Consider the following 16,769-nt stretch of genomic DNA (forward strand, 5'->3'; position numbering starts at 1 on the left):
TACGTGCCCTCACAACGGCAAATTGTCGTGCTTCTTAGCCGGTGCTTCCACTTTCTTGTCCTTCAGCATCGCCAGCGCCCTTGCGATCCGCTTCCTGGTCGAGTGCGGCATGATGACGTCGTCGATGTAGCCACGCTCGGCGGCGATGAAGGGGGACAGGAAGCGGTCTTCGTATTCCTTGGTGCGGGCGGCGATCTTGTCGGGGTCGCCGATGTCAGAGCGGAAGATGATCTCGACCGCGCCCTTGGCGCCCATCACCGCGATCTGGGCGGTCGGCCAGGCATAGTTCATGTCGGCGCCGATTTCCTTGGAGGCCATGACGTCGAAGGCACCGCCATAGGCCTTGCGGGTGATGATGGTGACCAGCGGCACGGTGCACTGCGAATAGGCGAACAGCAGCTTGGCGCCGTGCTTGATCAGGCCGCCATATTCCTGCGCGGTGCCGGGCAGGAAGCCCGGCACATCGACGAAGGTGACGATCGGAATGTTGAAGGCGTCACAAAAACGAACGAAGCGCGCCGCCTTCCGCGAGGCGTCGCTGTCGAGCACGCCGGCCAGCACCATCGGCTGGTTGGCGACGAAACCGACGGTGCGGCCGGCGATGCGGCCGAAACCGGTGACGATGTTCTTGGCGAACATGTCGGCGATCTCAAAGAAATCGCCCTCGTCCACGACCTTCAGGATCAACTCCTTCATGTCGTAGGGCTTGTTCGGATTGTCGGGGATCAGCGTGTCCAGGGACATGTCGACCCGGCCGATGTCGTCGAAGCTCGGCCATTCCGGCACGCCGTCGGTGTTGTTGGAGGGCAGGAAGTCGATCAGGCGCCGCATCTGCAAGAGCGTCTCGACGTCGTTCTCGAAGGCGCCGTCGGCGATCGAGGAGCGCGTGGCGTGCACCGAGGCACCGCCGAGCTCTTCCGCCGTGACGACCTCGTTGGTCACGGTCTTCACCACGTCGGGGCCGGTGACGAACATGTAGCTGGTGTTCTTCACCATGAAGATGAAGTCGGTCATCGCCGGCGAATAGACGTCGCCGCCGGCGCAGGGGCCCATGATGACGGAGATCTGCGGGATCACGCCCGAGGCAAGCACGTTGCGGCGAAACACGTAGGAGTAGCCGGCGAGCGCCGCGACGCCTTCCTGGATGCGGGCGCCGCCCGCGTCATAGAGGCCGATGATGGGCGCCCTCGCCTTCATCGCCATGTCCTGCAGCTTTGTAATTTTCAGCGCGTGCGTTTCCGACAGCGAACCGCCGAACACCGTAAAGTCCTTCGCGAACACAAACGTCTTGCGGCCGTTGACGGTGCCCCAGCCGGTGACGACGCCGTCGCCGGGGACCTTGGTCTTCTCCATGCCGAACTCGGTGGAGCGATGCTCGACGAACATGTCGAATTCCTCGAACGATCCCTTGTCGAGCAACAGCTCGATGCGCTCGCGCGCGGTCAGCTTGCCGCGGGCGTGCTGCGCCTCGATGCGCTTCTCCCCGCCGCCGAGCTTTGCGCCGGCACGACGATCTTCAAGGGCGTCCAGGATGTGCTTCATTTGCTCCCGCCAGTTCTTAACTAGGACATGCTTGGCGGGGGTTCTAACACGGCATTTTGCGGCCCGGGAAGCGGCTTTCAGCGCCGCAGGGCTGCCCTGAAGCAGCGTGAAAGCGCAAGGAATTACAAAGTTTTGCCTGGGAGACGAAGATGGACGACCGAGCTACCGAAACAGGAGCTGCGACGGGCGGCGTCAATACCCTGCTTCGCCTGGAGGGCCTGACCCTGTTCGCGGGCATGGTGATGCTCTACTGGGCCTGGGACGGCTCCTGGCTGGTGTTTGCCCTGCTGTTCTTCGTCCCCGATCTCAGCTTCCTCGCATACCTCGCCGACGCGCGCTCCGGCGCGATGGTCTATAACGCTGCCCACAGCTACATGGCGCCGGTGACGCTGCTGACACTGGGTTTTGGCCTCGCCTCACCGCTCACCCTGTCCATCGCCTTGATCTGGCTCGCCCATATCGGCATCGACCGGGCGCTGGGCTATGGGCTGAAATATTCGGCCGGGTTCGGCTTCACCCATCTGGGGCGGATCGGGCGGAAGGAGGTCTGACCTCAGATTTGGCGGCGTGGCCGGTTGACCGGATCAGCCGATTCAGGCTTGCTTCCAGGCTCGCGATCAGGCGCCGAATGTTGCGTGAACCCAGTCGGTACGGCGGCGGTCATAAGGCCCTGGCTTTGGCATCACACATGTCCGCGACGGTCGTCCCCCTGCCGCCGAACTCATCGTCCCAAACCATCGACTTCCTGCGGCGGATGGCCAGCATGGTGTCGGGGCGGAACGGCGAAATGCTGCTGCGTGCCGCAAGCCTGATCGAGCAGCTCGGCCAGCGGGCGATGTCGGCCGAGCGGCTCTACCACGAGCAGCAGGTCGCGAGCACGCGCAACGCCGAGCTGCGCGAGGCCGCCGAGCTCGCCTCCGACGCCATGGTCGGCCAGATCGAGGTGCTCCAGGCGCAGCTTGCCGAGGTCACCGCGGCAGCCGCAGCCGAGCGCGCCGCCTTCGATGCCGAGCGCGGCAAGCTGATCGGCCTGATGCAGAATGCCGAGAGCCATATCGTCAAGCTTACGAGCGAGCTGGACAGCTTGCGCGCCTCCGTCGACAGCCTCAACGAGACCGCCGTCTCGGTGCCGATTGAGGTGCTGCGGCTGGCGCGGACGCAGTTCGATTATCTCTCGCGCGGCTTTGCCCGCAACGGTGACGTGATCTCGCAGGCGATGAGCGAGATCGGCGGCTTTGCGATCGACCAGGCGCTGACGGCGAAGCAGACCGACACCGCCTGAGCCGCGCCGTCGGCCTGCGTCAAATTGACAGCACGCGAACCTGTTGTTCTACTCGATAAAAATCACAGGGGAGGATCCGATGCCGAGGGCATTCCGCATCGCCATGGCGTTCTGCATGACAACGCTGTTCATCGGCGTAGGCGCCAATGCACAATCCTTGCCCAAGGAAGTTGCCACCCGCGCCGAGATCTACCCGATCCCCTCGCTGACACTGTCGGACCAGCAATTCCTCAGCGGCGATGCCGCGGCCGGCAAGCCGGTGACGGTGGCGGGCGAATTGCGCGTCGCGCAAGGGATCGGCAAGCTTCCCGTGGTGGTGCTGATGCACGGCTCCAGCGGCGTCGGCGCCACCACCGAGGCCTGGGTGCACGCCTTCAACGCCATGGGCATCTCGACCTTCGTGATCGACGGTTTCACCGGCCGCGGGCTGACGATGGTGGGACCGAACCAGGCGCTGCTTGGCAGGCTCAATCTGATCGTCGACATCTATCGCTCGTTGGAAATCCTGGCGAGACACCCGCGCGTCGATCCGGACCGCGTCGTGCTGATGGGCTTTTCGCGCGGCGGACAGGCGACGCTCTATGCGAGCCTCGAGCGCTTCAACAAGCTCTGGAACAAATCCAGCATCCAGTTCGCCGCCTATATCCCGTTCTATCCGGACTGCTCGACGACGTATCGAAGCGACAGCGATGTCGTCGCACGGCCGATCCGCATCTTCCACGGCACGCCGGATGACTACAATCCCGTGAGGAGCTGCAAGGCCTTCGTCGAGCGGCTCCAGGCTGCGGGCCGCGACGTGGTGCTGACGGAATACCCTGATAGCGCGCACGGGTTCGACAGCGGCCTGCTCGGCGTCAACACCGTGGCCGTATCAGCGAATTCGCAGACCGTGCGCAACTGTCCCATTAGGGAAGGTGACGGCGGCGTGCTGATGAATGGCGAGACCAACGCGCCCTTCACCTACAAGGATGCCTGTGTCGAGCTCAATCCGCATGTCGGCGGCAATCCGAAGACCGCTGCCGAAGCGCGCAAGGCGGTGGAGGAGTTTTTGCAGGTTTTGTTTAGGCTGGGGTGAGTGTGCCTAACCCGCACGCGATACCGTAGGGTGGGCAAAGCGAAGCGTGCCCACGCATTTTTCGCGATCGAGAGAGATGGTGGGCACGGCGCGCGAAGGGCGCGCCTTTGCCCACCCTACGGCGGCTCACCATGAGATGCACATGGGGCCCTGTGTTGCCGCCACATACTCCGTCATTGCGAGCACAGCGAAGCAATCCAGACCGCCTCAACGGAAAGACTCTGGATTGCTTCGCTACGCTCGCAATGACGTTGAGAGAGGCGCCCGCGCATAGCGCTAGATCGCGCCGATCTCGGCAAGGCAGGCCTGCGTCAGCGGCATGCGCTCGCTGATGAGACGGGTCTCCTTGCAATCCATGTTGAGCGCGAACACGGTATGTGCCTCGCCCTTTTCGGCCCAGCCGACCATCCAGCCGAGCGAGGGCTCGCCGCGCTCGGCACCGAGCAGGCCGGACTTGGCGCGGATGACGCTGTCGCCCACCTTGGTCACCGGCAGGATGTCGGCAACGAAATCCTGGCTGCGCTTGCTGACCGGCAGAGCACGGCGGCGCAGCCGGTCGACGAAATCGATCTGCTCGACCGGATCGATGCGCAAGGCCCCGGTGAGCCAGAACTGGTCGATGCCGCCGCCGATATCGCGATTGCCGTAGTCGAACTCGTCGACATACTTTTGCATCCGTTCCTGTCCGATGCGGCGCGCGATCTCCTGATAGACCGGCACCGCACTCACCGCGATCGCACTGCGCAGCGTGTGATCCTTGTTCCAGGCCTCGATCTGCCGTTTCACACCGTCCCACGGAAAGACGTCCTTGTCGGGATCGGTGACCACGCCGGTCTCGAGCGCAATCAGCGAGTTCGCAATCTTGAAGGTCGAGGCCGGCAGCTTCCCCTCGCCCGAGCGCTCCTTGTCGCTGGCGACGATCAGATAGTCCTCGACCTTGTAGCCGACGAAGGTGCCTGATGTGCCGAGGTCGGTGAAGCGCTTGGCAAGGCTCTCGCGGATCTCATTGCGCGGCGGCGCGACGTGAGCGAACGCGCGTGACGGCAGTGTAGCGGCTGCGGCGAGCAGGCCGAGGGTGGAACGGCGGGTGAGCAAGGGCGGTTTCCGTTGAGCGATGAAGGTGACGGCTACAATGCCGCCGATATCTGGTCAAACGATGACGGGTTACGTCTTGAGCATGATCTGTTCGGAAAACCGCTGCACACTTTTCCGGATCATGCTCTCTACCGCCCTCGGCCCGACAGCCGCAGCACGAACACCAGCACCTCGGCGACCGCCTTGTAGAGATCTGGCGGGATCTCCTCGCCGAGCTCGACCTTGGACAGCGCGCCGGCCAAGACCTCGTTTTCCTCGATCGGGATGTCGTGGGCCTTGGCGATCTCGACGATCTTTTCGCCGATCGTGCCCTTGCCCTTGGCGACGACGACCGGCGCGCCAGAGCCCTTCTCGTAATGCAGCGCGATCGCAAGCTTGGAGGGGTCGCTCATGTGGCGCGGTCCAGAAAGTGGCCGGCGCGGGCCGGTGCCGGTTGTGGTGGCGTGCCCTCGCGAACCACGATGTCGCCGGGCTTGAGCTCGGCCCTCATCAGGGCCTGATTGAGCTCACCGATTCCGGCGCGGAGCTGCTGCGCGGTCGCCGACCGCTCCGCCCACATCCGCACGAACGTCTTGTCCCCGTTCAGTGTGATCAGCGCATGCACTGGACCGGCCGGCTCGACATTGAGCGAGAAGCGCGCGCGCCAGGCTTGCCTGGCGGGGTCGGCGGATTCGCCAGCACCGTCGCGCGAGATCTCGAATTGCGCCATCGCGGTGCCTTGCGGCGTTGCAAAGGGAATTTCGAAATTCCACTGCGGCACGGCCGGATCAACGCGGTGACCGCTGGCGTCAGTGCGATCGGGAAGCGAAGCGACCTGAAGCAGGGTCTGCCGTGCGATCGCGGCATCGGTCTCGTGGAGCAGGCGATGCACGGTCGCGGAGAGCGGCGTGTCCGGCACGAGCGATGGCGAGGCAATGGATTGCGCAGATGGCAGCGCGCCACGGAACGGCGGCGGTGTCGCGCGCGCAGCTGCCTCGAAGAGATGTCCGTCGGGCACGGCTCTGTTGGAGCCAGGCACGTTGCCGGTCAGGCGCGGCAGGTTTTGCGTGACCTCCTGCAGCAGGCTCGCGGCAAGGCCGGCGGACATGAGCCGCGGTATTGCCGTTTGCGGTGCGTCGGCCGTCATGTCGGCCAGAACGGCGGCCGCGAGATTGGGACTGCGCGGCATTTGCGGCTGTTGGGCGATTTCAGATGCAGTCGACGGCGATGCGGGCTGCGCGGCCTCCCCTGCTGCCTGAGCGGACACAGCGGCGACCTGCAGTGTCCCCGTGGTGCTGGCCGGAAGCGCGGCGCCTTGCGCCTGCGGCACGGCGGATTCGAGCGTGGCCAAGGTCTGGCGCAGCACCAGCAATGCCGCCTTCAGGTCGGGCATCGTGCCGGAGGGCGGCCTCGCACCCGCGGCCAGCGAGGCCTCGAGAAACAAGCCGGATTTCTGGAAGGCGGACTCGAGATCGGCGCCATCGAGCCCGGAATTGAGCGGCGTCTGCTGCGCCAATACGTCCAGCACCGCCTGCTTCAAGCCCGCGGGCAGATTGCTGCCGGTGACGACGGACGCCAGATTGGCGAATAGCGGCGCCTGGCTGCCCTGCTTCGTCGCGGCCTCGGCCGAGGCCAATGCGACTGCAATCTGTTCGGTCGGCGTCAGAGCAGTGCGTGCCGCATTGACCGACGGTGCAAGCGGCGGGCTCTCCACCAGCGAAGCCGCACGCGGCGTCAGCGTGATCTGATCGGCGGCCGCCTCGCCTGCTCCGCCCAACACGGCGAGGCGGATGGTGCCCTCGTTCTGCGATACCGCCAGCTGGAGATTCTGCCCGGGCGTCAGCGAGACCTCCGACATCACGTCCATCGAGAGGTTGGCGATCGCAATCCGCACCAGATTGTCGGCGAGCACGCTCACCACCCTGGCATCGACGACGCTGCCGGCCTGAAGCACGAGGTCAGGCGTCGCCGCATCAGCCACAGGGCTGGCGGAACTGACGGGAACGATGGATGTGACCGGCGTCGGCATCTCAGGGGCCCAAGGGAGCACGGGAGGGGCCACCCTAACGCCGCCGTCGTAAACCTCTCGTTAAGGACCTTTGGCCGCGGGTGCGTTCACGGCCGCTAAAACCGCCACGGCAGCCTCGAAATCCCTGAAACGGGTGGCTCGACGGCTAGCTGCCTCCTCGTCCACGCCCCATTGATCGGCGTTCCAGTCCTCATCGACATGAGCGGCGACCCAGACTTGGCCGGAATCCCGCGCGCCATGCGCCAGCGCCAGCGCCAGCAGCGCCGAGCCGGTCAAGGTCGTGACCATGTGGAGCGCTGCGATCGACCAGGCATCCCCGGGCAGCGCGGCGCGCGCGGCCTTCAGCGCCTCGTCCGGCTGCTTCACGTGCATGACGCCCTCGGACAGGATGAAATGCGCCCCCAGCGCCTCCGCCGCCCAGAACACGACAGGGTCCCAATGCGCGGCCTCGCGGGCGACCAGCCCCTCGGGATGGCCGGCGCGATAGAACAGCAGATCGGACTCGAAGTATTTTGCGAGATCGTCGCTGACGAGCTCGACGCGGTCGACGACGCCCTCCACGACGCTGTTGGCGATCCGCGTCAGCGGCATGGTCACGGGATCGATCGTCTCGCCCTGGGCTGACCATTCCGCAGCCACGGCATCGGCGAGCGTCCGCGCTGGGATCACCACCTGGCGGCCGGAGGGCGTGCGGATCGGCCTGCCGTCGAGGGTGATGGCGAAGCCGCCTTCGGCTTCAGTGACGCCGGCCTCCTTGTAGAAGCGCTTGCGCTGCGGCGGACGCGCCGACGCGCGCGCCGATTCCCGGGGATCCGGCGGGGCTTGCCCCGCGGCTTCTTCGAACAATTCACGCATATCGATTTAAGTCCCTGACGCTGAAGGTCGGGCTTCTAAGATAAGTCCGGCGGCCGATAAAGCGAGCGGCGGGCATGAGGGAACTTGCGGGCCCTGGTCGCCGGCCCAAGGCTGGCCGCGGCGAGCCCCTACTCCTCTGGCGCGTTCTCGATCGGATCGAACCGGCTCCCATCGAGCCCAAGCAGATTCCACGACTGCTGCATGTGGGCCGGCAGTGGCGCGGTGGCGTCGATCACGCCGCCGCGCGGATGCGGAATGACGATGCGGCGTGCCAGCAGATGCAGCCGGTTTTGCAGGCCGCCCGGCAGTTGCCAATTCTCAATGTTGAAGTACTTGGGATCGCCGACGATGGGATGGCCGATATGGGCCATGTGGGCGCGCAGCTGATGGGTGCGGCCCGTCACCGGCTTCAGCGAGACCCAGGTCAGCTTGTTGCCGGCGGTTTCGACCACCGCATAATAGGTCACCGCGTGGCTAGCGCCCTCGTCGCCATGCTGGGCGACGCGCATGATGGTATCGTCCTCGCTCTCCTCCTTGGCGAGGAAGGTCGAGATGCGGCCCTGCTTCGGCTTCGGCAGGCCCGGCACCAGCGCCCAATAGACTTTTCGCGCCGACCGCGAGCGGAAGGCGCCGGTCAGATGCGAGGCGGCAAAGCGCGTTTTGGCGATCAGGAGGCAACCCGACGTCTCGCGATCGATGCGGTGCACGAGGCGCGGCTTCTGACCCTTGGCATCGCGCATCACCTCGAGCATCTGGTCGATGTGCCGCGTCATGCCGGAGCCGCCCTGCACGGCAAGGCCCGCCGGCTTGTTCAGCACGAGGACGTCGTCATCCTCAAAGATCGTCATTTCCTTCAGCGCGGCGAGCGTCTTTTGCGCGGCTTCCGACAGCGGACCGCCCGTCTTCGGCGTATCGAGCTTCAGCGGCGGAATGCGGACGCTCTGGCCCTCCTCCAGGCGGTCCTTGCTGTCGACGCGCTTGCCGTCGACGCGCAGCTCGCCTTTGCGGACGACGCGCTGGATGTGGGAGAACGACAGGCCGGGAAAACGCGCTTCGAGGAAGCGATCGACGCGCATGTTGTTCTCGTCGGCCGTCACCTTGACGGTCTGCACCTTGGTCGGCAGCAGTGCCTCGACGGGTTTTTCGGGCGCTGGTCTTTCCTGCGTGACTTTCGGCGGACGCCGCTCGGCGCGCTCGCCCGTAAAGCGCGGTGGCTTGCCGCCCGGACGTGGCCCGGCCTTCTTTGCGCTGCGCGCCTTGGACGGGCGCGATTCTTTGCGCTCATCGCGTGAACGGGGCTTTGGATCGGTTCTTTTGATACGGCGGCTCATGGCTGCCTGCGTACCCTAAAAGCCGGCTGCCGTCACGGCGAAATGGCCACCTCTAGCCTGTGCCACCCCGCTCCTTGCGCAGCTTCGCCCAGTAATCCAGCCGCTTCCTGATCTCGCGCTCGAAACCGCGCTCGGGCGGGTCGTAGAAGGTCTGGCGGCCCAGGGCTTCCGGGAAGTAGTCCTGGCCGGAGAAGGCATCCGGGGCGTCGTGGTCGTATTCGTAAGCTGCGCCATAGCCTTCCGACTTCATCAGCTTGGTCGGGGAATTGAGGATGTGCTTGGGCGGCAGCAGCGAGCCGGCCTGTTTTGCCACCTGCATCGCCGTGCCGAAGGCGGTGTAGACCGCGTTCGATTTCGGTGCAGTGGCGAGATAGACCACGGCCTGCGCGATCGCGAGCTCGCCTTCGGGATGGCCGAGGAAGTCGAAAGCGTCCTTGGCGGCGTTGGCGATGACGAGCGCCTGCGGATCGGCGAGCCCGACGTCCTCGACCGCCATGCGCACGACGCGGCGAGCCAGGAACAACGGGTCCTCGCCGGCGTCCAGCATGCGCGCGAGGTAATACAGCGCCGCATCAGGATCGGAGCCGCGCACCGACTTATGCAGCGCCGAGATCAGGTTGTAGTGGCCATCGGCCGACTTGTCGTAGATCGGTGCCCGGCGCTGCAGGATGTCCTGCAACTGCGCGGCATTGAAAATCTCGTCCGTCCGCGCCGAGCGCCAGACCTCTTCGGCGAGCGTCAGCGACGCCCTTCCGTCGCCGTCGGCCATGCGCACCAGCACGGCGCGCGCCTCTTCATCGAGCGGCAGCTTGCGGCCCTCGACCTCCTCGGCATGCGCGAACAGTTTTTCGATTGCGGCCGCATCGAGCGAGCGGAACACCAGCACCCGCGCGCGGGACAGAAGCGCCGCGTTGAGCTCGAACGACGGATTCTCGGTGGTGGCGCCGACCATGACCACCGTGCCGTCCTCCATCACGGGCAGAAACGAATCCTGCTGGGCTCGGTTGAAGCGATGCACCTCGTCGACGAACAGCAGTGTGCCCTTGCCCATCTCGCGGCGGGCGCGCGCGGCATCGAAAGCCTTCTTCAGGTCGGCAACGCCGGAGAACACTGCGGAGATCTGCTCGAAATGCAGATCCGTCGCATCCGCCAAGAGCCGCGCCACCGTGGTCTTGCCGGTGCCGGGCGGGCCCCAGAATACCAGCGATCCCAGCGTGCGGGTGTCCAGCATGCGCGTCAGCGCCCCGTCGGGGCCGAGGATATGGTCCTGGCCGACGACCTCCGACAACGCGCGCGGGCGTAAGCGATCCGGCAGCGGATGCGGGGCGTCGTGGTCGAGCCCCGCCGCAGCGAAGAGCGTTGGCGTTTCCTGTGGTCGCTTCGGACTCATCCGCCCAGCGTGACGTTGATCTGCTGGCCGCCGCGCACCAGCGTGATGCGCCAGATCCGCGGGCGCTCGCCGGCGGCCTTTTCGAGGTCGCCGGTCTTGCTGATCTTCTGGTTGTTGACCGCGAGAATGATGTCGCCCTTCTGGAAGCCGACATTCGCGGCCGCACTGTCGCCGCCAAGATCGGTGATCACGACACCGTCGGTATCGGCGTCAAGATGCAGCTCGTCGGCAACGGCCGGCGTGATGGTCGAGACCTTCGCGCCCTGGAACGGCGAGCGCGCCGTGACCACGAGCTCGTTGCGCCCCGTATCGGGCGCGGTCTCCAGCGCCACCGTCAGCTTGACCGGCTTGCCGCCGCGCTGCACGTCGATCTGCGCGGTGCCGCCGAGCGGACGGGTGGCGAAGCGATAATCGAAAGCGTTGGGATCATCCACGATCTGGCCGTCGATCCCAGTGATGAGATCGGAGGATTTCAGGCCGGCCTTCGCCGCCGGGCCGTTCGAAACCACGCTCGCGACCAGCGCACCGGTCGGCGAACGCAGGCCCAGGCTCTCGGCGATCTCCGGCGTCACCGACTGCAATTTTGCCCCGAGCCACGGCCGCTTCACCGCCTTGCCGCCGCTCTTGGCGGAGGTGACGACGACGCGCACCATGTTGGCGGGGATCGCGAAGCCGATGCCTTGCGAACCGCCGGAGCGCGAATAGATCGCGGTGTTGATGCCGGCCAGCTTGCCGCTCATGTCAACCAGCGCGCCGCCGGAATTGCCGGGATTGATCGCAGCGTCAGTCTGGATGAAGAACTGGTAGTCGGTGATGCCGACCTGCGTGCGCGCGAGCGCCGAGATGATGCCGTGGGTCACGGTCTGGCCTACGCCGAAGGGATTGCCGATCGCGAGCACGACGTCGCCGACGAGCAATTCGTCGGAATTGGTGAAGTCGAGGGTCGGGAATTTCTCCTTGCTGTCCTTCAGCCGTAGCACGGCGAGATCCGTGCGAGAATCCTTCAAGAGGATCTCGGCCTCGAACTCGCGCTTGTCCGACAGCGACACCTTCACCTGGTCCGCGCCCTCGATGACGTGCACGTTGGTGACGACGAGGCCGGAGGCATCGACGATGACACCCGAGCCGAGCGAACGCTGCATCTGCTCGGGCTGCTGGCCGGGGACGCCGAAGAAGCGGCGGAAGATGGGGTCATCGAGCAGCGGATTGCGGTTCTGCACCACCTTGGCGGCATAGACGTTGACCACCGCCGGCTGCACCCGTTGCACGATCGGCGCATAGGACAGCCGCAGCTCGGCCGGCGAGGACGGGACGCGGCGGTCCTGCGCCGCAGCCGGATTGAAGTGGGCCGAAAGGGCTATGCACAATGCCGTGGCGGCGGCGGTCCAGGTCGTTCGAAACATTCCTACCTCTTGGAAAAGACGCCGGAATATAGGCGCGTTCGCCCCTCAATAGAAGGGCGCCGGACGGCAATTCGGAGCCCTTTCCGGTGTGTCCGGGATGCAAGCTCAGCGTGAGAATCGCCAATTTGCCTGAGGGCCCGATTGGCATGATGTGCATCATCCCGCATTGTAGCGTCGAGCGGATTCGGTTGCGGCGAATTTGCATCAGTTGGAACCAACGCAACGGTGCGCAACGTCGCGGGGCAGTCATCGATCACACCTAGGCTCTCCGGCAGCGACTTGCCAGCAAGTTGGGGAAGTTCGTCAAACAATGGAGGCGTGACGTGAGCAGGAGCAGAACAAGAGTTGCAGCCACGGCGATTGGGCTCGCCGGCGCGCTGGCGGCCTCGCAGGCCCAGGCCCAATCGGCAAGCAGCAGCGAGCAGGAGATCGCGCTGCTCAAGCAACAATTGAAGATGCTGGAGCAGAAGCTCGACAAGCTCCAGAGCCAAACCGCCGCGAACACCGCGGCCACGGCGAAAGCCAAGGCGGAGGTGAGGGCCGAAGCGCGGTCGGAAGCGAAGGCCGCGGTCGCCAATGCGAACGCGGCGATCCCGGTGAAGGGACCGGCGCCCGCCTCCGGCGTGGTCGTGACGATGCCGAACAACCGGCCCACCATCTGCACCGCCGATCAGGCGAACTGCGTTGCGATCACCAGCCGCGTGCACTGGGATGTCGGCGGCTACGATTATCGCCCCAACACCGCGGCCACCGTGCCGCAGAGGCTCGACAGCGGCCAGAACGTTCGCCGCGCGCGCATCGGCGTCACCGGCAAATTCTTCAACGACTGGAACTTCGCGCTGGTCTACGATTTCGGCGGCTCCTCCGACGGATTTGGCGGGGCGGCTCCGGGATCGCTGCCCGGCGGCGGTGTCTCCGGCGTCGAGAACGCCTATCTCAGCTACACCGGCCTGAAGCCATTCGGCGGCAAGATGGCCATCGAAGCCGGCATCATGGACCTGCCCTACACCATGGACGAGGCCACGAGCTCCAACGACATCATGTTCATGGAGCGTGCCTCGCCCGGCGTGATCGCGACCAACATCGCCGCCGGCGACTTCCGCTCCGCAGCCGGAGCGCGCTGGTTCAACGACCAGCTCTGGATCGGCGGCTATGTCACGGGGCCCTCGACCGGCGCGATTCATTCCGCCTCGAGCGCAGCGCCGCCGGGCACGAGCGAGCAATATGGCGCTGTGGCGCGTATTGCCGGTAATCCGATTAGCGGCAAGGACTACTCGGTGCATATCGGCGCCGATGCTCAGTGGCTGATCCAGCCGCCGCGCAACCTCATCGCCAACACGCAGACGGTGACGCTCAGTGACCGCCCGGAACTGCGGCTTGATCCAACGACGCTGATCTCGACCGGCGCGATCGCCAACGCCTCCGGCGCGCAGGTCTACAGCGTCGAGGCGGCGGCGACCTACGGGCCGTTCATCGTCCAGGGTGAATACTTCTGGTACAATGTCGACCGCACCGCCAACACCGGCGTGCCGCTGGTCGGCGCGCCCAGCCTGAAATTCCAGGGCGGCTATACACAGGCCGGCTACGTGCTGACGGGCGAAGGCCGCAGCTACAACGCGGCGAACGCGGCTTATGGCGGCGTCAAGCCGGCGCATCCGTTCTCACTCGACGGCGGGGGCTGGGGCGCGTGGGAGATCGCCGGACGCTTCTCGACGATCGACCTCAACGACCAGCTCGCAACCGCGAGCGGCGTCGCCGGCGGACGACAGACGGTCTACACGCTCGCGCTCAACTGGTACGTCAACGGCAACGTCCGCTTCATGCTCGACTACCTGCACGGCACCGTGTCGCGGCAGGCCTCACCGATCTCGACCGCCGATGTCGGCTCGAAGTTCGACGCCGTCGCCATGCGTACGCAGTTCGCGTTCTAAGCTCGTTCATCCGGGAGCGGCACACCGCTCCCGGATATTTAAGCCGCGCGCTTCGGCTTCTTCACGACCACGGGCGCCGGCGCACAGGACAGTCGCTGCTGATGGCTCTCGCCCCAAGCCTTCAGGATATCGATCACCGGCTTGAGGCTCTCGCCGAGCTCGGAGAGGCAATACTCCACCCGCGGCGGCACCTCGGCATAGACCTTGCGGATGACGAGCTTGTCCTCCTCCAGCGCGCGAAGCTGTTTTGTCAGCATACGCTGGGTGATGCCGGGCATCCGGCGGCGCAATTCGCCGAAACGCTGGGTGCCGCTCTGCAGGTGATAGAGGATCACGCCCTTCCATTTGCCGTCGATCAGATCCAGCGTCGCCTCGACCGAGCAGCCGGGACGACGGGCAAAGTCTCGCCGTTTCATGCTTGTTTTTCCAATAGTATCCAAACAGGGACTATATCCCCGAAATTACAGTACTTGCCAATTGGAAGCCAGGGCGACAGTTAGAGCGGTAGGCGAACACGCCATCTGATGGAGACAAGCCATGAAGGCCGTCGGCTACAAAAAATCGCTTCCGATCGAGGATGCGGATTCATTGTTCGATTTCGAGACCGCAAAGCCGGAACCCAAGGGGCGCGACATCCGTGTCGCCGTGAAGGCGATCTCGGCCAATCCGGTCGATTACAAAGTGCGCAAGCGCGCCGTCCCTCCCGAGGGCGAGACCAAGATCCTGGGTTATGACGCGGCCGGCGTGGTCGACGCTGTCGGCCCCGAGGTCTCGCTATTCAAGCCGGGCGACGAGGTGTTTTACGCCGGCTCGATCCTGCGCCAGGGCACCAATGCCGAATTCCATCTGGTCGACGAACGCATCGTCGGCAACAAGCCGAAGTCGCTCTCGTTTGCTCAAGCAGCCGCCCTTCCCCTCACCTCCATCACCGCGTGGGAACTGCTGTTCGACCGTCTCGGCGGGGTGCCCGGCAAGAGCGTCGATCCACGCACGCTCTTGATCACGGGCGGCGCCGGCGGCGTCGGCTCGATCCTGATCCAGCTCGCGCGCCGCCTCACTGGCCTCACAGTGCTCGCCACCGCAACGCGGCCGGAGTCGCAAAAATGGTGCCTCGATCTCGGCGCGCATGCGGTGATCGACCACAACAAACCGATGAAGGAGCAGATCGAAAAACTCAAGCTGCCGCCGGTCGCATTGGTGGCGAGCCTCACCTTCACCGATCAGCATTACAAATCGATCGCCGAGTTCATGGCGCCGCAGGGCCGGTTCGGCCTGATCGACGATCCCCCGGAATTCAACATGGCTACGTTCAAGGGCAAGGCGATCTCGGTGCATTGGGAATCGATGTTCACCCGCTCCTCGTTCCAGACGCCGGACATGATCGCGCAGCATCATCTGCTCAATGACGTCGCCGACCTCATCGACAAGGGCGTGTTGCGCACCACGCTCGACCAGACCTTCGGCACGATCACCGCCGCCAACCTCAAGCGCGCGCACGCGCTGCTCGAAAGCGGCAAGTCGCGCGGCAAGATCGTGCTGGAGGGGTGGTAGGCAAAGGTCTCGTAGGGTGGGCAAAGGCGCACTTGCGCCGTGCCCACCACCTCTCTCGGTCGCAAAAAGTGCGTGGGCACGCTGTCGCTTTGCCCACCCTACGGCAGCTACGCTTCCGGCACACCCTCGACGAACAGCAGCCGCCGCTCCAGCGCACCGGCGCGGATCTTCAGCGCCTCGGCATATTCCGGCGAGGCGTACCATTCCTTCAGCCGCGCCATCGATTCGAATTCGACGATGACGATGGCTTTCGGCGGAAGATTGCCCTCCGCCAGTTCGGCCTTGCCGCCGCGCACCAGATAGCGCCCGCCGTACTGCGCGATCGTCTTCGCGGCGAGCGTCCGGTAGGCTTCAAATCCATCGGGATCGCGCATCTCGACCTCGGAAATTACATAGGCTGTCATATGCGGCCTCAGGCAATGGTATTGACGATGCCGCCTTCCGCGCGCAGCGCCGCGCCGTTGGTCGCAGACGCCTGCTTCGAGGCAACGTAGACTACCATATTGGCGATCTCATCGACGCTGGCGAAGCGCGCAATCAACGAGCTCGGGCGATGCTGCTTGACGAAATTGGCCGCGGCCTCGTCGACCGATTGGCCGTTTTGCTTTGCGAGATCCTTCACGAAGGTCTCGACGCCCTCCGACATGGTCGGGCCCGGCAGCACGGAATTGACGGTGACACCGGTACCACGCGTGAGCTGCGCCAGGCCCCGCGCGACCGACAGCTGCGCCGTCTTGCTCATGCCGTAGTGGATCATCTCGACGGGAATGTTGAGCCCGGACTCCGAGGAGATGAAGACGATGCGGCCCCAATTGCGCTTGAGCATGCCCTTCATGTAGGCCCGCGACAGCCGCACGCCGCTCATGACGTTGACCTCGAAGAAGCGGCTCCAGTCCTCGTCGGGGATGTCAAAAAAGTCCTTCGGCTCGAAGATGCCGGCATTGTTGATGAGGATATCGACGTCCGGCAGCGCCGCAACGAGTGCCTTGCAGCCTGCTGCGGTCGAGACGTCGGCGGCAATGCCGCGGATCTTGGCGCCCGTCCCTTCGAGCTTGCGCACGGCGGCATCGACCTTGTCCTGGCTACGGCCATTGATCACGACGCTGGCGCCTGAGGCGGCGAGGCCCTTGGCAATGGCGTGGCCGATGCCGGCAGTCGAGCCGGTCACCAGCGCAGTTTTTCCGGAAAGGTCGATGTTCATGTAATATCTCCATCAGATCGATGACGGGGATATCGGACGCGGCGGACCGGATCGCAATCGACGCTCACCAATCAGTGAGACGATCGGGAGCTGTTCCGGCAGCAA

The 16,769-nt window shown here is 65.1% G+C and carries 16 protein-coding genes; 5 read left to right on the plus strand and 11 right to left on the minus strand.

Annotated features, from left to right (window positions below; all coding sequences use genetic code 11):
* Window positions 1–9: 9 nt before the first annotated feature.
* Window positions 10–1,542: an acyl-CoA carboxylase subunit beta gene (locus IVA79_RS06435; RefSeq protein ID WP_247551100.1), complete on the minus strand. Its 1,533-nt coding sequence runs from the start codon at window positions 1,540–1,542 to the stop codon at window positions 10–12.
* Window positions 1,543–1,691: 149 nt separating this feature from the next.
* Here IVA79_RS06435 and IVA79_RS06440 point away from each other — a divergent pair, with 149 nt between their 5' ends.
* The 3 genes from IVA79_RS06440 to IVA79_RS06450 all read left to right on the plus strand — a co-directional run bounded on the left by IVA79_RS06440 (window position 1,692) and on the right by IVA79_RS06450 (window position 3,899).
* On the plus strand, window positions 1,692–2,093 hold the full coding sequence (locus IVA79_RS06440) for a DUF4260 domain-containing protein (RefSeq protein ID WP_247551102.1): 402 nt from the start codon (window positions 1,692–1,694) through the stop codon (window positions 2,091–2,093).
* Window positions 2,094–2,230: 137 nt separating this feature from the next.
* Window positions 2,231–2,824, plus strand: a complete 594-nt coding sequence (locus IVA79_RS06445; RefSeq protein ID WP_247551104.1) for a hypothetical protein — start codon at window positions 2,231–2,233, stop codon at window positions 2,822–2,824.
* A gap of 79 nt (window positions 2,825–2,903) precedes the next feature.
* On the plus strand, window positions 2,904–3,899 hold the full coding sequence (locus IVA79_RS06450) for a dienelactone hydrolase family protein (RefSeq protein ID WP_247551106.1): 996 nt from the start codon (window positions 2,904–2,906) through the stop codon (window positions 3,897–3,899).
* A 276-nt stretch (window positions 3,900–4,175) separates the two neighbouring features.
* Here IVA79_RS06450 and blaOXA read toward each other — a convergent pair whose 3' ends face one another.
* From blaOXA to IVA79_RS06485, 7 genes are all read right to left on the minus strand, one after another.
* Complete coding sequence (gene blaOXA, locus IVA79_RS06455; protein WP_247551108.1) at window positions 4,176–4,994, minus strand: class D beta-lactamase; 819 nt, start codon at window positions 4,992–4,994, stop codon at window positions 4,176–4,178.
* 128 nt (window positions 4,995–5,122) lie between these two features.
* Entirely contained in the window at window positions 5,123–5,386 is a 264-nt protein-coding gene (locus IVA79_RS06460) for an EscU/YscU/HrcU family type III secretion system export apparatus switch protein (RefSeq protein ID WP_063195078.1), read from the minus strand.
* A complete protein-coding gene (locus IVA79_RS06465; protein WP_247551110.1) occupies window positions 5,383–7,002 on the minus strand; it encodes a flagellar hook-length control protein FliK in 1,620 nt (539 codons plus the stop codon). The genes IVA79_RS06460 and IVA79_RS06465 overlap by 4 nt, the downstream gene beginning before the upstream one ends.
* A 60-nt stretch (window positions 7,003–7,062) precedes the next feature.
* On the minus strand, window positions 7,063–7,857 hold the full coding sequence (locus IVA79_RS06470; protein WP_247551112.1) for an ATP12 family protein: 795 nt from the start codon (window positions 7,855–7,857) through the stop codon (window positions 7,063–7,065).
* Window positions 7,858–7,985: 128 nt separating this feature from the next.
* Window positions 7,986–9,188, minus strand: coding sequence for an RluA family pseudouridine synthase (locus tag IVA79_RS06475; RefSeq protein WP_247551114.1), 1,203 nt, complete (start codon window positions 9,186–9,188; stop codon window positions 7,986–7,988).
* 52 nt (window positions 9,189–9,240) lie between these two features.
* A complete protein-coding gene (locus tag IVA79_RS06480; RefSeq protein ID WP_247551116.1) occupies window positions 9,241–10,578 on the minus strand; it encodes a replication-associated recombination protein A in 1,338 nt (445 codons plus the stop codon).
* Window positions 10,575–11,981 (minus strand): DegQ family serine endoprotease, encoded by a 1,407-nt coding sequence (locus IVA79_RS06485; RefSeq protein WP_247551118.1) that lies wholly within the window; start codon window positions 11,979–11,981, stop codon window positions 10,575–10,577. Before IVA79_RS06485 ends, IVA79_RS06480 begins: the two co-directional genes overlap by 4 nt.
* A gap of 323 nt (window positions 11,982–12,304) precedes the next feature.
* Between IVA79_RS06485 and IVA79_RS06490 the strand changes: the two genes are divergently transcribed.
* Window positions 12,305–13,912: an OprO/OprP family phosphate-selective porin gene (locus IVA79_RS06490; RefSeq protein ID WP_247551120.1), complete on the plus strand. Its 1,608-nt coding sequence runs from the start codon at window positions 12,305–12,307 to the stop codon at window positions 13,910–13,912.
* A 38-nt stretch (window positions 13,913–13,950) separates the two neighbouring features.
* Here IVA79_RS06490 and IVA79_RS06495 read toward each other — a convergent pair whose 3' ends face one another.
* The gene (locus IVA79_RS06495) at window positions 13,951–14,328 is read right to left on the minus strand and encodes a helix-turn-helix domain-containing protein (RefSeq protein ID WP_018322281.1); all 378 of its coding nucleotides are present in this window, start codon (window positions 14,326–14,328) and stop codon (window positions 13,951–13,953) included.
* Between the two features lie 121 nt (window positions 14,329–14,449).
* On the opposite strand from IVA79_RS06495, the gene IVA79_RS06500 reads away from it, so the two are divergent.
* The gene (locus tag IVA79_RS06500; protein WP_247551122.1) at window positions 14,450–15,463 is read left to right on the plus strand and encodes a zinc-binding alcohol dehydrogenase family protein; all 1,014 of its coding nucleotides are present in this window, start codon (window positions 14,450–14,452) and stop codon (window positions 15,461–15,463) included.
* A 107-nt stretch (window positions 15,464–15,570) separates the two neighbouring features.
* Here IVA79_RS06500 and IVA79_RS06505 read toward each other — a convergent pair whose 3' ends face one another.
* Complete coding sequence (locus IVA79_RS06505) at window positions 15,571–15,867, minus strand: DUF1330 domain-containing protein (RefSeq protein ID WP_247551124.1); 297 nt, start codon at window positions 15,865–15,867, stop codon at window positions 15,571–15,573.
* An 8-nt stretch (window positions 15,868–15,875) separates the two neighbouring features.
* Window positions 15,876–16,664 (minus strand): SDR family oxidoreductase, encoded by a 789-nt coding sequence (locus IVA79_RS06510; RefSeq protein WP_247551126.1) that lies wholly within the window; start codon window positions 16,662–16,664, stop codon window positions 15,876–15,878.
* Window positions 16,665–16,769: the final 105 nt, after the last annotated feature.

The organism is Bradyrhizobium sp. 138 (genome assembly GCF_023074075.1).
Lineage (GTDB): Bacteria > Pseudomonadota > Alphaproteobacteria > Rhizobiales > Xanthobacteraceae > Bradyrhizobium.

Coding starts and splice junctions, on each gene's coding strand:
- IVA79_RS06505 (WP_247551124.1), bottom strand. CDS start 15,867: ATGACAGCCTATGTAATTTCCGAGGTCGAGATGCGCGATCCCGATGGA.
- IVA79_RS06445 (WP_247551104.1), top strand. CDS start 2,231: ATGTCCGCGACGGTCGTCCCCCTGCCGCCGAACTCATCGTCCCAAACC.
- IVA79_RS06500 (WP_247551122.1), top strand. CDS start 14,450: ATGAAGGCCGTCGGCTACAAAAAATCGCTTCCGATCGAGGATGCGGAT.
- IVA79_RS06450 (WP_247551106.1), top strand. CDS start 2,904: ATGCCGAGGGCATTCCGCATCGCCATGGCGTTCTGCATGACAACGCTG.
- IVA79_RS06495 (WP_018322281.1), bottom strand. CDS start 14,328: ATGAAACGGCGAGACTTTGCCCGTCGTCCCGGCTGCTCGGTCGAGGCG.
- IVA79_RS06470 (WP_247551112.1), bottom strand. CDS start 7,857: ATGCGTGAATTGTTCGAAGAAGCCGCGGGGCAAGCCCCGCCGGATCCC.
- IVA79_RS06460 (WP_063195078.1), bottom strand. CDS start 5,386: ATGAGCGACCCCTCCAAGCTTGCGATCGCGCTGCATTACGAGAAGGGC.
- IVA79_RS06435 (WP_247551100.1), bottom strand. CDS start 1,542: ATGAAGCACATCCTGGACGCCCTTGAAGATCGTCGTGCCGGCGCAAAG.
- IVA79_RS06510 (WP_247551126.1), bottom strand. CDS start 16,664: ATGAACATCGACCTTTCCGGAAAAACTGCGCTGGTGACCGGCTCGACT.
- IVA79_RS06475 (WP_247551114.1), bottom strand. CDS start 9,188: ATGAGCCGCCGTATCAAAAGAACCGATCCAAAGCCCCGTTCACGCGAT.
- IVA79_RS06485 (WP_247551118.1), bottom strand. CDS start 11,981: ATGTTTCGAACGACCTGGACCGCCGCCGCCACGGCATTGTGCATAGCC.
- IVA79_RS06465 (WP_247551110.1), bottom strand. CDS start 7,002: ATGCCGACGCCGGTCACATCCATCGTTCCCGTCAGTTCCGCCAGCCCT.
- IVA79_RS06480 (WP_247551116.1), bottom strand. CDS start 10,578: ATGAGTCCGAAGCGACCACAGGAAACGCCAACGCTCTTCGCTGCGGCG.
- IVA79_RS06440 (WP_247551102.1), top strand. CDS start 1,692: ATGGACGACCGAGCTACCGAAACAGGAGCTGCGACGGGCGGCGTCAAT.